This window comes from Pseudomonas sp. UBA3149 (genome assembly GCF_002364655.1).
In the GTDB taxonomy this organism is placed as follows: domain Bacteria; phylum Pseudomonadota; class Gammaproteobacteria; order Pseudomonadales; family Pseudomonadaceae; genus Chryseomonas; species Chryseomonas luteola.
Window position 1 is genome coordinate 217,402 of record NZ_DEYV01000006.1, and the last position, 14,429, is coordinate 231,830.

The 14,429-nt window shown below is 59.9% G+C and carries 13 protein-coding genes and 2 pseudogenes; 8 read left to right on the forward strand and 7 right to left on the reverse strand.

Going from position 1 to position 14,429, the window contains the following annotated elements; all coding sequences use genetic code 11:
- Positions 1–14 precede the first annotated feature (14 nt).
- The 5 genes from lysA to B3729_RS04710 are packed head-to-tail and all read left to right on the forward strand — an operon-like array spanning position 15 to position 4,372.
- Positions 15–1,262: a diaminopimelate decarboxylase gene (gene lysA / locus B3729_RS04690; protein WP_286787255.1), complete on the forward strand. Its 1,248-nt coding sequence runs from the start codon at positions 15–17 to the stop codon at positions 1,260–1,262.
- A gap of 6 nt (positions 1,263–1,268) precedes the next feature.
- The gene (dapF, locus tag B3729_RS04695; RefSeq protein WP_010796520.1) at positions 1,269–2,099 is read left to right on the forward strand and encodes a diaminopimelate epimerase; all 831 of its coding nucleotides are present in this window, start codon (positions 1,269–1,271) and stop codon (positions 2,097–2,099) included.
- Complete coding sequence (locus tag B3729_RS04700; RefSeq protein ID WP_074821270.1) at positions 2,096–2,785, forward strand: DUF484 family protein; 690 nt, start codon at positions 2,096–2,098, stop codon at positions 2,783–2,785. The genes dapF and B3729_RS04700 overlap by 4 nt, the downstream gene beginning before the upstream one ends.
- A gap of 1 nt (position 2,786) precedes the next feature.
- Positions 2,787–3,680 carry a tyrosine recombinase XerC gene (gene xerC, locus B3729_RS04705; RefSeq protein ID WP_150348291.1) on the forward strand — a complete coding sequence of 298 codons (894 nt, stop codon included), beginning with the start codon at positions 2,787–2,789 and terminating at the stop codon, positions 3,678–3,680.
- The gene (locus B3729_RS04710) at positions 3,677–4,372 is read left to right on the forward strand and encodes an HAD family hydrolase (RefSeq protein WP_125888120.1); all 696 of its coding nucleotides are present in this window, start codon (positions 3,677–3,679) and stop codon (positions 4,370–4,372) included. Before xerC ends, B3729_RS04710 begins: the two co-directional genes overlap by 4 nt.
- A 13-nt stretch (positions 4,373–4,385) precedes the next feature.
- On the opposite strand, the gene cysE is transcribed toward B3729_RS04710, so the two are convergent.
- From cysE to glnK, 5 genes are all read right to left on the reverse strand, one after another.
- The gene (gene cysE / locus B3729_RS04715; protein ID WP_074821263.1) at positions 4,386–5,180 is read right to left on the reverse strand and encodes a serine O-acetyltransferase; all 795 of its coding nucleotides are present in this window, start codon (positions 5,178–5,180) and stop codon (positions 4,386–4,388) included.
- A 96-nt stretch (positions 5,181–5,276) separates the two neighbouring features.
- Positions 5,277–5,606 carry a transcriptional regulator SutA gene (gene sutA, locus B3729_RS04720; RefSeq protein WP_010796514.1) on the reverse strand — a complete coding sequence of 110 codons (330 nt, stop codon included), beginning with the start codon at positions 5,604–5,606 and terminating at the stop codon, positions 5,277–5,279.
- Between the two features lie 68 nt (positions 5,607–5,674).
- Complete coding sequence (locus B3729_RS04725) at positions 5,675–6,100, reverse strand: secondary thiamine-phosphate synthase enzyme YjbQ (RefSeq protein ID WP_010796513.1); 426 nt, start codon at positions 6,098–6,100, stop codon at positions 5,675–5,677.
- Between the two features lie 201 nt (positions 6,101–6,301).
- A complete protein-coding gene (locus B3729_RS04730) occupies positions 6,302–7,639 on the reverse strand; it encodes an ammonium transporter (protein WP_010796512.1) in 1,338 nt (445 codons plus the stop codon).
- A 42-nt stretch (positions 7,640–7,681) separates the two neighbouring features.
- Positions 7,682–8,020, reverse strand: coding sequence for a P-II family nitrogen regulator (gene glnK / locus B3729_RS04735; RefSeq protein WP_003096476.1), 339 nt, complete (start codon positions 8,018–8,020; stop codon positions 7,682–7,684).
- Positions 8,021–8,415: 395 nt separating this feature from the next.
- Here glnK and B3729_RS04740 point away from each other — a divergent pair.
- From B3729_RS04740 to B3729_RS04750, 3 genes and pseudogenes are all read left to right on the forward strand, one after another.
- Positions 8,416–8,661: pseudogene (locus B3729_RS04740) on the forward strand (accessory factor UbiK family protein); the annotation flags it as partial.
- A gap of 129 nt (positions 8,662–8,790) precedes the next feature.
- Positions 8,791–10,296, forward strand: a complete 1,506-nt coding sequence (locus B3729_RS04745; protein WP_286787256.1) for a YifB family Mg chelatase-like AAA ATPase — start codon at positions 8,791–8,793, stop codon at positions 10,294–10,296.
- Between the two features lie 110 nt (positions 10,297–10,406).
- Positions 10,407–12,395: a BCCT family transporter gene (locus B3729_RS04750; protein ID WP_150348294.1), complete on the forward strand. Its 1,989-nt coding sequence runs from the start codon at positions 10,407–10,409 to the stop codon at positions 12,393–12,395.
- A gap of 62 nt (positions 12,396–12,457) precedes the next feature.
- Here B3729_RS04750 and B3729_RS24720 read toward each other — a convergent pair whose 3' ends face one another.
- Together B3729_RS24720 and B3729_RS24725 are read right to left on the reverse strand one after the other, a co-directional pair.
- Positions 12,458–13,318, reverse strand: a complete 861-nt coding sequence (locus B3729_RS24720; protein ID WP_414704022.1) for a methyl-accepting chemotaxis protein — start codon at positions 13,316–13,318, stop codon at positions 12,458–12,460.
- A pseudogene (locus tag B3729_RS24725) lies at positions 13,313–14,428 on the reverse strand (Cache 3/Cache 2 fusion domain-containing protein); the annotation flags it as partial. The gene B3729_RS24720 and the pseudogene B3729_RS24725, both read right to left, overlap by 6 nt.
- Between the last annotated feature and the right edge of the window lies 1 nt (position 14,429).

Genomic DNA, 14,429 nt, shown 5'->3' on the forward strand with positions numbered 1-14,429 from the left:
CCAGGGAGCCTTCCATGGAGTCATTTACATCCCGCGCAGGTAGCCTGCATGCGGAAGGTGTGCCGCTGAGCGCTATTGCAGAGCGCTTCGGCACGCCCACTTACGTGTATTCCCGGGCACACATCGAGGGCCAGTACCGCGCCTATACCGATGCGCTGGCCGGGCTGCCCCATCTCGTCTGCTTTGCTGTCAAGGCCAACTCCAACCTGGGCGTTCTCAACGTCCTGGCGCGGATGGGTGCAGGGTTCGACATTGTGTCCCGTGGCGAGCTGGAGCGTGTACTGGCCGCTGGCGGCGAAGCCGCCAAGGTGGTGTTCTCCGGGGTCGGCAAGACCCGAGACGACATGCGCCGCGCGCTGGAAGTCGGCGTGCACTGCTTCAATGTGGAGTCCCGGGTGGAGCTTGAGCGCCTGCAGGAAGTCGCCGCCGAAATGGGCCGCAAGGCACCCGTCTCGCTGCGGGTGAATCCTGATGTGGATGCCGGTACCCACCCGTACATCTCCACCGGCCTCAAGGAAAACAAGTTTGGTATCGATATCGCCGAGGCCGAGGCCGTATACGCTCGCGCAGCGGAGCTGCCAAACCTTCAGATCATCGGAGTGGACTGCCACATCGGCTCCCAGCTCACCACGCTCGAGCCGTTCATCGATGCGCTGGATCGTTTGCTGGCACTGATTGACCGCTTGGCCGAGCGTGGTATCACGATCCGTCACCTGGACCTCGGAGGCGGCCTGGGCGTGCGTTACCGCAACGAGGAGCCGCCTCTGGCGAGCGATTACATCAAGGCGATCCGCGAGCGCATTGCCGGACGGAATATTGCTCTGGTTTTCGAGCCCGGCCGCTTCATCGTGGCCAATGCCGGCGTGCTGCTTACGCGTGTGGAATACCTCAAGCACACCGAGCACAAAGACTTCGCCATTATCGATGCAGCCATGAACGACCTGATCCGCCCGGCCTTGTATGAAGCCTGGATGGACGTCGTGCCCGTGACGCCTCGCGATGGCGAGACCCGTGCCTATGATCTGGTCGGCCCGATCTGCGAGACCGGCGACTTCCTGGCCAAAGGCCGGGATCTGGCGCTGGCCGAAGGTGATCTGCTGGCAGTCTGCTCTGCAGGCGCTTATGGCTTTACCATGAGTTCGAATTACAACAGTCGCGGTCGTGCGGCTGAGGTGCTGGTAGATGGCGAGCAGGCCTTCGAGGTGCGCCGCCGTGAGACGGTCGAGGAACTCTATGCAGGCGAAAGCCGGCTACCGGAGTGACCTCTCATGCTATTGCGGTTTACCAAGATGCACGGGCTTGGCAATGATTTCATGGTCCTTGACCTGATCAGCCAGCACGCGCATATCCAGCCCAAGCACGCCCGCCAGTGGGGCGATCGGCACACGGGGGTCGGCTTCGATCAGCTCCTGATCGTCGAAACGCCAAGCAACCCGGATGTCGATTTCCGCTATCGGATTTTCAATTCCGACGGCTCAGAGGTCGAGCAGTGCGGCAATGGTGCGCGCTGCTTTGCCCGCTTTGTCTTCGACAAGCGTCTGACGGTCAAGAAAGTTATCAAGGTCGAGACCAAAGGCGGCATCATCGAGCTGCGGCTGCGTAACGACAATCAGGTGACGGTCGACATGGGGGCGCCGCGCCTTGAGCCCAGGCAGATTCCATTCGAGGCCGACGCCGAGGCGATCAGCTACCCGGTACAGGTCGAGGGTCGTACCGTCGAACTTGCAGCGGTGTCCATGGGCAACCCCCACGGCGTCCTTCGGGTCGACAATGTCGATACCGCGCCAGTGCATGAACTCGGCCCCAAACTTGAACATCATCCCCGTTTTCCGAACCGGGCCAATATTGGCTTTCTCCAGGTCATCGATGAACACCGGGCGCGCCTGCGCGTCTGGGAGCGCGGTGCCGGTGAAACCCAGGCCTGCGGGACCGGCGCCTGTGCAGCCGTGGTTGCGGGTATTCGCCAGGGCTGGCTAAATTCGCCTGTACAGATCGAGCTGCCCGGCGGCCTGCTCGATATCGAATGGGCCGGCCCCGGCAAGCCGGTGCTCATGACAGGACCCGCCGTCCGTGTATACGAAGGCCAGGTACGTTTATGACAGACCAAACGCCCCCGCTCGATGCCGATCAGGTTGCGGCCTGGCTGGAACAGCATCCGGACTTCTTTGCAGACCGCGAGGACCTGCTGGCCGAGATGCGCATTCCGCACCAGCGCGGCACGGCGGTCTCCCTTGTGGAGCGCCAGCTGGGTCTGCTGCGCGACCGCAACGTCGAGATGCGTCATCGGCTGGCGCATCTGATGGATGTGGCTCGTGATAATGACCGGTTGTTCGATAAAACCCGCCGTCTCGTGCTTGATCTCATGGATGCCAATACATTGGAAGATGTGATCAGCACAGTCGAAGACAGCTTGCGCCATGAGTTCAAGGTGCCTTACGTCGGGCTGATTCTGTTTCACGAATCGCCTTTGCCGGTAGGCCGCAGCGTGACCAGCGCCGAGGCGCACCAGTGTATTGGTGGACTGCTGTCGGGCGGCAAGGCGGTCAGCGGGGCGTTGCGCTCACATGAGCTGAAGTTTCTGTTTGGCGAAGCCGCGCAGGACGAGGTTGGATCGGCCGCGGTTGCACCCTTGATTCACCAAGGCATGCATGGCGTACTTGCCATTGGAAGTCCTGATCCACAGCATTACAAGAGCTCGCTAGGCACGGTATTTCTAACCCATGTTGCCGAAGTGTTGTCTCGCGCCCTGCTGCGCTTTCCCACTCCTCTTCGCTCGGTACGCTGACATGGAAGAACGCCTCGACGCTTACTGCCAACACCTACGCAGCGAGCGTCAGGTGTCGGTCCATACCCTTGACGGCTACCGCCGTGACCTGCTGAAACTCCTGGCCTTCTGCCACGAAGAACAGCTCACCGACTGGAACAACCTTGACGCCCGCCGGCTGCGTGCGCTCATCGTTCAGCTGCACCGCAAGGGGCAGTCCAGCCGCAGTCTCTCTCGTCTGCTCTCGGCCATCCGGGGCTTTTATCAGTACCTCATTCGCGAGGGAGTCTGCCAGCATGATCCCGCCAATGGTGTCAGTGCACCCAAAGGCCAGAAACAGCTACCCAAGAACCTCGACGTGGACCGCACCACACAGCTCCTAGATGGCGCTGTAGAGGATGACTTCATTGCCCTGCGCGACCAGGCGATGCTTGAACTCTTCTACTCCTCTGGTCTGCGCCTGTCCGAGCTGGTCGGGCTGGATATTGTCGATCTGGATCTTAAAGATGGCCTGATCAGCGTTCGCGGCAAGGGCAACAAGCGGCGTATCGTCCCGGTGGGCAGCAAGGCGCGGGAGGCTATGGAACGCTGGCTGCCGCAACGCGCCCTGGCCGCCCAGGATGATGCCGTGTTCATCGGTCAGAGCGGCCGACGCCTCACGCCAAGAGCGATTCAGCTGCGCGTCCGTGAAGCGGGCGTACGCGAACTGGGCCAGCACCTGCACCCGCACATGCTGCGCCATAGCTTTGCCAGTCATATGCTGGAAACTTCCCGTGACCTGCGCGCCGTACAGGAGTTGCTGGGCCACGCGGACATCGCCACGACCCAGATCTATACCCATCTGGATTTCCAGCACCTGGCACAGGTCTATGATGATGCCCATCCACGTGCCAAGCGAAAAACAGAATCCACATGACTATCCGCCTGATTACCTTCGATCTCGATGACACCCTCTGGGATATAGCCCCGGTCATCCACAGCGCCGAAGATGCGCTTCGTACCTGGATGGAAACCGAGGCATCACGGCTGGGACCGGTCCCGGTTGAGCACCTGTGGCAGATCAGGGATCGGCTCCTGGAGCGCGACCCCGGCCTCCGGCACCGCGTCAGCGAACTGCGCCGCCGCGTCATTCATGGGGCCTTGCAGGATGCCGGTTACGAAGAACCTGAGGCCGGGCAGCTGGCCGAAGCCGGTTTCGCCATCTACCTGGCTGCTCGTCAGCAGGTCACCCTGTACGAGGACGTGCACGAGACGCTGGAACAGCTATCGCTGCGCTATGACCTGGGCGTACTGACCAACGGCAATGCTGATGTTCACGAGATCGGCCTGGCTGACTATTTCCGTTTTGCCCTATGCGCTGAAGAGCTGGGTATCGGCAAGCCCGACCCGCATCCCTTCAACGAAGCGCTACGCCGGGCAGGCGTGACCGCCGATGCGGCGGTGCACGTAGGCGATAACCCTGTCGATGACATCCAGGGCGCTCAGCAGGCCGGGCTACGGGCCATCTGGTTCAACCCTACAGGCAAGCCCTGGTCTGGTGAAAATGCACCGGATGCCGAGATCCGCAGCCTCAACGAGCTCCCCGCGGTACTGGAGCGCTGGAACTAACCGACACGGTGGATCAGTCCTGATCGAACGACTGATCCATCACCAGTGCAGGTTGTTCGTGGCGTGGCGTGCCAACCGGTCGGGCCGGGTTGCCGACCACGGTGGTATGCGGTGCGACCGGCTTGAGCACGATGCTGCCCGCCCCGACCTTGGCTCCTTCGCCAATTTCGATGTTGCCCAGAATCTTCGCGCCGGCGCCGATCATCACGCCACGTCGCACCTTGGGATGCCGGTCACCACACTCCTTGCCCGTCCCGCCGAGGGTGACCGCCTGCAGAATGGACACGTCATCCTCGACCACCGCCGTCTCGCCAATCACGATCCCAGTACCATGATCAAGCATGATGCCCTGCCCGATACGGCTGGCTGGATGGATGTCTACAGCCAGCATCTCGTTACAGCGAGCCTGGATATAAAGCGGCAGCATGCGGTTCCCGTCGAGCCAGAGCCGATGTCCGAGGCGGTAGGCCTGGATCGCCAGGAAGCCCTTGGAAAACAGGAAAACCTCCAACGGGGTATCGAAGGCAGGATCGCGTGTGACCGTGGCCTCAAGGTCAGCCCAGGCGCTCTCGATCAGTGCAGGATGCTCCTGCTGCACGCTCACGAAACGCGCGTGCAGCGTGTGCCGCTGCACCGCATCGACGGTAAGCGTTCGGCTCAGGCGAAATGCCAGGGCACTCCCCAGCTCTTTCTGCTCCAGAATGGATTCGGTCAGCCAGGGCTCCAGGGCGCGCTCCTGGACAATGGCACTGGAGGCAAGATCACGCAGGCTCTGCCAGCGCGCCTGAAGGGTTGGGGTTGAGGTCATCGGTATGAAGTCTTCCTGCAGATGGACTGCACAGGATAATGTCCACGCCAGAATCCGCCACCCATAAAAAACCCGCCATACAGGCGGGTTTTAAAATCATATCGGGCGGCTGCCGTACTTGCTGTCAGGCTTTTTAGGCGGGTCAGCAACAACATTCGCGTCGATCTCCTGCACTTTACCGCCACGGGCCAGAAACTCTTCCATGGCCTTGGCGAGCGCATCACGCTCCTTCTGCTTGGCCTCGATGGAGGGCAACTCCTCGGGCTCGGCTTCTTTTTTCTTCTTCCCTTTGCCTGCAGCAGGTTCTTCCGCCTCGGCACTGTCGTCGACTTCTACATCGGGCTCGTCTGCAGCCGCAGCAAAGTCCTCGGTATCGTCATCATCAGTGGACTCGATATCGTCCTGTTCCAGCTCTTCATCACTCATAAAAAACCCTCGAAAACCAGGTTAGTTACTGACCAGCCGCGAGTTTGACGTGGCTGCTCAAGAAAAATTCATGCTGGCATACCCTGCAAGGTAGCCATTATCCGACGAGCGCCGCCATGGTCACGGTGCTCACCCAGGTAAATCCCCTGCCACGTCCCTAGCGCCAGCCTTCCGGCCTGCACGGGTATGGTCAGGCTGCAGCCCAGAAGGCTGCTCTTGAAGTGTGCCGGTAGATCGTCCGGCCCTTCGTAATCGTGTTCGTACCCTGGCACGTTCTGCGGCACGAGCTGGTTGAAGAACCGCTCGAAATCGCGACGCACTGCACTGTCGGCATTTTCATTGATCGTCAATGAAGCCGACGTGTGCTGCAGCCACAGGTTCAGCAGCCCGATCTGACAGCTTTTCAGTTCGGGCAAAGCCGATTCCACCTCATCCGTGATGAGATGGAATCCACGGCTTCGGGCGCGCAGCGTGATCTGTCGCTGATGCCACATGGCGGACTCCTAGGCTTGCTGGGCGCGCATTCTAGCGCGGCTTTCGAAAAAACAAAGAGGCTCTTTAAAGCTGACGTTCAGACCGGGGCTGCGAGCGGGTGTTCCGGGCAATAACGCACGAAAAATGACTTTATTTCGCGCATACGAAAAGAGCGCCCGAAGGCGCCCTTTTTTGACCGACAAACGGTAGCCGGCTCGCTATTACATATTGTAACCACGCTCGTTGTGCAGCGTCAGGTCCAGACCCACGGTCTCTTCCTCATCGCTGACACGCAGGCCCATGACCATGTCGATCACCTTCAGGATGACGAAGGTCAGGATGCCGGTATACACCAGTGTGAACAGCACGCCCTTGAGCTGAATCCACAGCTGGCCGCCAATATCGGTCACGGTGCCGAAGCCGCCCAGAGCCGGTGCTGCGAAGATACCGGTCAGCAGCGCGCCCACGATACCGCCGACGCCATGCACACCAAAGGCGTCCAGGGAATCGTCATACCCAATTTTGCGCTTGAGACTGGTAGCGCAGAAGAAACAGATCACACCCGCGACCGCACCGATGATCAGCGCACCCATCGGGCCGACTGTACCGGCAGCCGGAGTAATGGCCACCAGACCGGCAACCACACCCGAGGCGATCCCCAGGGCGCTGGGCTTACCGTGGGTAATCCATTCAGCAAACATCCAGGCCAGAGCTGCCGAGGCGGTTGCGATCTGGGTAACCAGCATCGCCATGCCGGCAGTGCCGTTTGCCGCAACGGCGGAGCCTGCGTTGAAACCGAACCAGCCCACCCACAGCATGGCAGCGCCGACCAGGGTATACCCAAGGTTGTGCGGTGCCATCGGGGTGGTCGGGTAGCCCTTGCGCTTGCCCAGCACCAGGGCAGCCACGAGACCAGCAATACCGGCATTGATGTGAACCACGGTGCCGCCAGCAAAATCCAGCACGCCCCAATCCCACATCAGGCCACCGTCACCGCTCCATACCATGTGGGCGATCGGTGCATAGACCAGGGTGAACCACACACCGGTAAAGACCAGCATGGCCGAGAACTTCATGCGCTCGGCGAACGCACCCACGATCAGCGCCGGGGTGATGATCGCAAAGGTCATCTGAAAGGTGACGAAAATGCTTTCAGGGAACAGCGCAGCCGCACCTGTCAGCCCATCATGGGTAATGGAACTCAGGAAGGCCTTGCCGAAACCGCCGATAAAGGAATTGAAATTGGTTACGCCTTTTTCCATGCCTGTGGTATCAAAGGCAAGGCTATAACCGTAGATCATCCAGAGAATACTGATCAGGCCGGTAATGGCGAAACACTGCATCATTACCGACAGGATGTTCTTGGCACGAACCATGCCGCCATAAAATAGCGCCAGGCCCGGAATGGTCATGAAAAGCACGAGTGCTGTAGACACCAGCATCCATGCCGTATCGCCGCTATTTAACGTCGGCTCCGCCGCTGCTTCCTGAGCCATGGCAAGGCTCGGCATAGCGAGGGACAAAAGGGCTCCTAGCCCTGCGTACTTGCGCAGAGTCATGATGTTCTCCTGGGGCTTTGGGGGTATGGAGTACGGTGTTTTTTAAATAGCGTCGGTATCGGTTTCGCCGGTCCGGATGCGGATGGCTTGTTCCAGATTTACAACGAAAATCTTGCCGTCACCGATCTTGCCAGTGTTGGCTGCCTTGGTAATGGCCTCGATGACACGGTCGAGCTGGTCATCGGCAATGGCGACGTCGATCTTCACCTTGGGCAGGAAATCGACAACGTACTCGGCGCCACGGTATAGCTCCGTGTGCCCCTTCTGGCGACCGAAACCCTTGACCTCGGTGACGGTAATGCCTTGAACGCCGATCTCGGACAACGACTCGCGGACGTCGTCGAGCTTGAACGGCTTGATGATGGCGGTGACTAGTTTCATGAACTTCTCCCGAAAAGTGGACTTGCCCCAGGAACGAACCCCGTCTCAAGTCTAAGCGCAGTCTGTGGCTTTGTAACGTCGCCCCGCTCTAAAACGGTTCGCCGCCACCCTCGCCCGCCTACGAAGCAATCACCGCTTCGCTTCCGCATCCCTGGTGCGTGATGCTTCTGTCATAACGGCTAAAGCAGAAACCTTGCCATTTCGTGCAAAGCCGCATGGCGCAACGCCTCTATGCGCTTCGGTTGGATAAGATAGCGTCCATTTCACAGCAGATCGCACCATCCTGGCGCACAGTGCCCGGAAGAGGTGCCCAAAAAATGTGCAGATGCCCGGCATCCTGGCGCTGGAAAGGAGCGTGATACACTGGTCCAAACACTTTTTAATGGATGAAGCGTATGTTCCCACCCAAAGCGCTACTCGACTCCCTGACCCAACAAGCCAGCCGCCTGTTCGGAGAAGGCTCGCCCCGTGCCGATATCGAAAACCAGTTCAAGGCTCTGATGCAGAGCGGATTTAGCAAGCTCGATCTGGTTAGCCGTGAAGAATTCGACACCCAGATGCTGGTCCTTGAACGCACCCGCGCTCGCCTTGAGGCCTTGGAAGCTCGCCTGGCCGAATTGGAAGGCCAGGGCAAAGAGCCTGTTGCTGCCGCCCAGCCTGCACAGGACGCACCGACATCAGCCAAAATGGCTTTCCAGAACAACAAAACGGAACCTACCCCGCCGACCGCCGAATAACCCGGCCGGCGGGACACTGATCAAGGAGTGATCATGTCCCTCGCCATCGTTTGTAGCCGCGCCCAGGTGGGCGTGGAAGCCCCCTGCGTCACTGTAGAAGCGCATCTGGCCAACGGTCTGCCCGCATTGACCCTGGTCGGCCTGCCGGAAACCGCCGTCAAGGAGAGTAAGGATCGCGTGCGTAGCGCCATCCTCAATTCAGGCTTCGACTTTCCGGCACGACGCATCACCCTAAACCTTGCTCCTGCCGACCTGCCCAAGGATGGTGGCCGCTTCGATCTGGCCATTGCCCTTGGCATTCTGGCGGCCAGTGCGCAGCTACCCGCAGATGCCCTGGCCGATATCGAATGCCTGGGTGAGCTGGCGCTCTCTGGTGCACTGCGCCCCGCCCAGGGCGTATTACCCGCAGCGCTTGCCGCACGGGAAGCCGGACGCACACTGATCGTGCCCCATGAAAACGCCGAGGAAGCCAGTCTGGCTGGCGGGCTTAAAGTCATCGCGGTGGGCCATCTGCTGGAGATCGCAGCGCACTTTACCGGGCAGACGCCCCTTACGCCGTACGAGGCCCAGGGGCTGAGACGGCAGGAGCAACCCTACCCCGACCTTGTTGACGTGCAGGGCCAAGTGGCTGCCAAACGCGCCCTGGTGGTTGCAGCGGCAGGCTCGCACAACCTCTTGCTGGCAGGCCCTCCTGGGACTGGAAAGACCCTGCTGGCCAGCCGCCTGCCCGGTCTGCTGCCGCCCTTGAATGAATTCGAAGCCCTGGAAGTGGCTGCGATTCATTCGGTCGCCAGCCACACGCCCATGGCTCACTGGCCGCAGCGGCCATTCCGGCAGCCGCATCACTCGGCTTCGGGCCCCGCCCTGGTGGGTGGCGGTAGTCGCCCTCGCCCGGGCGAGATCACTCTGGCGCATCAGGGCGTGCTGTTTCTGGACGAGCTGCCCGAATTTGACCGCAAGGTGCTGGAAGTCCTGCGCGAGCCGCTGGAAAGTGGCGAGATCGTGATTTCCCGTGCCCGGGACCGTGTCCGCTTTCCGGCCCGCTTCCAACTGGTCGCCGCCATGAACCCCTGCCCATGCGGCTATCTGGGTGATCCGGCCGGCCGCTGCCGTTGCTCGCCCGATCAGGTACAACGTTATCGTGGTAAACTTTCCGGTCCACTGCTGGACCGGATCGACATGCATATCACTGTCGCCCGGGAAAGTGTGCGTCTGGGCGGCCCTGACACCAAGAACGATTCCGGCCGCCTTACAACGCAACAGGCTGCCGAACAGGTCGCCGCCGCCCGTGAGCGGCAACTGGCTCGCCAAGGGGTGGCGAATGCCTTTCTGGATTTGCGTGCCTTGCACCAACACTGTGCATTGACGGCAGACGACCAGCGGTGGATCGAGAGCGCAGGTGAACGGCTGGGGCTGTCCCTGCGCGCCCTGCACCGAGTGATCAAGGTGGCACGTACGTTAGCCGATCTTGCAGCAGAGCCGCAGATTTTGCGGTCTCATCTGGCTGAAGCATTGCAGTACAGACCCGCGAGTGCCTGAGGTGACCTGAGCGACAACCACCTCGTGTTTCAATGCCGACCCTCGGAGCGGGTCGGCTAGGCACTCCTTTGCAGCCACCTTGGCGCCGACAGAAAAGGAGAAAGTGCCTGATGGCCACCGAAAGCCAATCACCACCTACCCGTACCCTCAATCCCCCGGTTTTCTGGGGCTCGACCTTGCTCATTCTTATCCTGGTCATCTATGCCAGTGCCTTTCACGAGAGCGCGCAAAGCGTCTTTGGTCTCATTCAGTCCTGGATCATTACGAACGTCAGCTGGTTCTACATTCTGGCGGTGGCGCTGATCCTCTTGACCGTAGTCTTTCTGGGCGTCAGCCGTTATGGCGACATCAAGCTCGGCCCGGACCACAGCGAGCCGGACTACAGCAGCACGACCTGGTTTGCCATGCTGTTTTCGGCGGGCATGGGGATCGGCCTGATGTTCTTTGGCGTGGCCGAGCCGGTCATGCACTTCCTGTCGCCGCCCACTGGCCAGTCTGGCACGGTGGACGCCGCCCGTGAGGCGTTGATCATCACCTTCTTCCACTGGGGCCTGCATGCCTGGGCTATCTACGCCATCGTGGCGCTGATCCTCGCGTACTTCAGCTTCCGTCACGGGCTGCCGCTAACGCTGCGCTCAGCGTTGTATCCCCTGATTGGTGAACGTATCTACGGGCCAATCGGCCATGCGGTGGATATTTTCGCCATCCTGGGTACCGTTCTAGGGGTGGCAACATCCCTGGGCTTTGGCGTCGCGCAGATCAATACCGGTCTCAACTACCTGTTCGGTCTGGAAGTGTCGGTGCCGGTGCAGATCGGCCTGATCATTGCGACTACGGCCCTGGCGACCCTATCGGTGGTTACCGGCCTGGACAAGGGGGTTCGTCGCCTGTCGGAGCTGAACTTGGGACTGGCCGTGCTGCTGCTCCTGATGGTGCTGGTCCTGGGGCCCACCGTGTTCATTCTGCAAACCTTTGTGCAGAATACCGGTGGCTACCTGACCGAGATTGTCAGCCGTACCTTTAACCTCTATGCCTATAAGCCCAACGACTGGATCGGCGGCTGGACGCTGTTCTACTGGGGCTGGTGGCTGGCATGGTCACCGTTTGTGGGTCTGTTCATTGCCCGCATCTCCCGCGGCCGCACGATCCGCGAGTTTGTCTCCGGGGTGCTGCTGGTACCGGCCGGCTTTACGCTGTTCTGGATGACCGTATTTGGTGATACCGCCATTCACATGATCTCCTGGCAGGGCATTACGTCACTAGGCGATGCCGTGAACAAAGACAGCTCCCTGGCGCTGTTTGCCTTCCTCGAGCATTTTCCCTTTGCGTCGGCTATTTCCATGGTGGCTATCATCATGGTCGTGGTGTTCTTCGTAACATCGGCGGACTCCGGCGCGATGGTAGTCGACATGCTCGCCTCCGGCGGCATGGACAAGACGCCGGTCTGGCAACGAGTCTTCTGGGCGGCCTCCATGGGCGTCGTGGCGATTGCGCTGCTCCTGGCCGATGGTCTCAAGGCCCTGCAAACAGCCACGATTGCCACGGCGCTACCCTTTACCATCGCACTGCTCTGTTCGATGTGGGGCCTACTCAAGGCGCTCAAGCTCGATGCCACCAAACGGGGCATCCGCTACCAGGCGCTGAATATCTCTCGCCCTGCGCCTCGTTCAGCCGGTGGCTGGCAGCGTCGCCTGCGTAATCTGGCCATGTTCCCGCGTCGTACCCACGTGGTGCGCTTCATCGGGGAGGTGGTTAAGCCTGCGTGTGAATCTGTTGCTGAAGAGCTGCGTAAGCAGAGCTATCTTGTCAGCGTAAAAGATGGCGACGATGGCCGGGTACGTATTGAGGTCGGTCCTGAGGAGAACCCTGAGTTCGTGTATGAGGTTCGCCCGCGTGCGTATGCCATGCCGAGCTTTGTCATGGGGGACACACAGAGCGACCAGAACGAGCGCGAGGATCGCAAATACTTCCGCGCCGATGTGCACCTGAAGGAAGGCGGTCAGGATTATGACGTGATGGGCTGGAGCCGGGACGACGTGATTGGCGACATCCTGGATCAGTACGAGCGGCACATGCACTTCCTGCATATCGTTCGCTGATCGTTACCCATAAAAAAGCCGGTGCCTCTGCACCGGCTTTTTTGTGCCTGCTACCGCATCAATCAGCTGAAGCGATTTACCTCATGGCTCAGCTCTTCCGCCAGACGCTTGAGCTCATAGGCCGTGCTGGCCAGCTCTTCCGCCGCTTCACGCTGGGAGGCGTTATCGACGGCAATGGTCTGGATGTTGCGGCTCAGGGCAGTCGCTGTGCTGCTCTGCTCCTGGGTGGCCTGGGCAATGCTGGTGAACTGCTCCACAGCTTGGTCGATCTGCGCTTCAATACGCTGCAGGGCCTGGGCAACGTCACCGTTAAGCGACAGACCTTGCTGCATCAGGCGGTTGCCTTCATCGATAGAGCTCATGGCGCGGTTGGTTTCTTCCTGCACCGAACCGATCATCTCGGAGATTTCACGCGTTGCCTGACTGGTGCGGCCGGCCAGGCTGCGAACCTCGTCAGCCACCACGGCAAAGCCACGGCCCTGCTCACCCGCTCGCGCAGCCTCAATGGCGGCGTTGAGCGCCAGCAGGTTGGTCTGCTCGGCGATGCCACTGATCACGCTGATGATCCCGCCAATCTGCTGGGAACGCTCGCCCAGGGTATTGACCACAGTAGCCGTCGTGCCCAGCGATTGGGCGATCTGCTCCAGCGCTTTCGAGGCAGCACGCATGGAGGCCGTACCGTTACGAGTCTCAGCGGCGTTTTCGTTAGTCAGCTGCTCGGTTTTACGCATGCTGTCGGCAATGTTCTGTGCAGTGGCGCTGAACTCTTCCACGGCGCTCGCCATGCTGTCGATCTGGGAAGACTGCTCGGCCGAACGGCGCTGGGTAGCACCGGATAGGGTGCTCAGCTGATCGGAGCGAGTAGTCACATCGTGGGATGAATGACGTACGCGATCTACCGTGTTCGACAGGGCTTCAGCCATCTGGTTGAAGCTGTGGGAAAGCTTGCCGATTTCATCGTGGCTTTCAACCTTCAGACGGACACTCAATTGACCTTCGCCTAGCGCCTGGGCCTGTTTGACGAGGTGCCCCAGTGGTTTCAGCTTGTGGCGCAGCATCAGTACAGAAGCCAGGATAGCGAGAACCAGTGCCAGTACACTACCAAACGCCAGTTTAAGGCCTACGTTCCAGAGCAGTTCCTGTTCTTCAGCGACAGGTACCGTTGCGACCACTTTCCAGTTATCACCCGGTACGGGGACGACAACACTTTGGAATGCTTGCTTGTCATCTTCCCAGTCGATGAAATCATCTTTCTTGGCCATGCCGATGGCAGCCAGCGCCGCATCAGGCGCTGCAGTACCGGCAGGAGCGATCAGCCATTTGTTCTGCTCATCCAGAATAGCCAGAGAACCTTCGCGACCAATCCGGAACGCCGCCAGGCTATCGAATTGCTTTTTCTGAGCCTCGGTGTAATCAAAACCGACATAAAGCACAGCAATAAGCTCACCCGAAGCATCACGCACCGGTGTGTATTGGTTCATATAGTTACGGCCAAACAATACGGCGCGTCCTACATATTGCTGGCCATTGAGCAGCTTTTCATAAGCCGGATGCTTATGGTCTAGCTGCGTACCAATAGCACGCGAGCCATCTTCTTTTTTAACTGACGTGGTTACACGGATGAATTCATTGCCATCGCGAACAAAAACAGTAGCGGCACCGCCCGTCAGCGTGGTGAATTCATCAACCAAGGTAAAGTCGCCGTTCAAGCGGGCGCCTTGTAGATGAAGCACAGGCGTCGAGGCACTGCCAACAGTAACCCGCTCGTTAGTGTCACGTGTAAGACCCGCGCCGAAACGCCGCTCAAACAGTCCAGCCAGGCGCTGCGTGCTGATTTTCAGCGTATCGTGAAAGGTGTTGAGCTGATTGGCCAGCAGCTGACCTTCACCCGTCAGGTGATGATGGTGACTTTCCTCAGTGGAAACACTCAGGGAGCGCAACGCAAACAATCCACTTCCTGTGATAACCACAACCAATATGACCGTCAGAGCAAGCGCAAGCTGCCCGGCGATACCGAAACGACGTCCCGACATG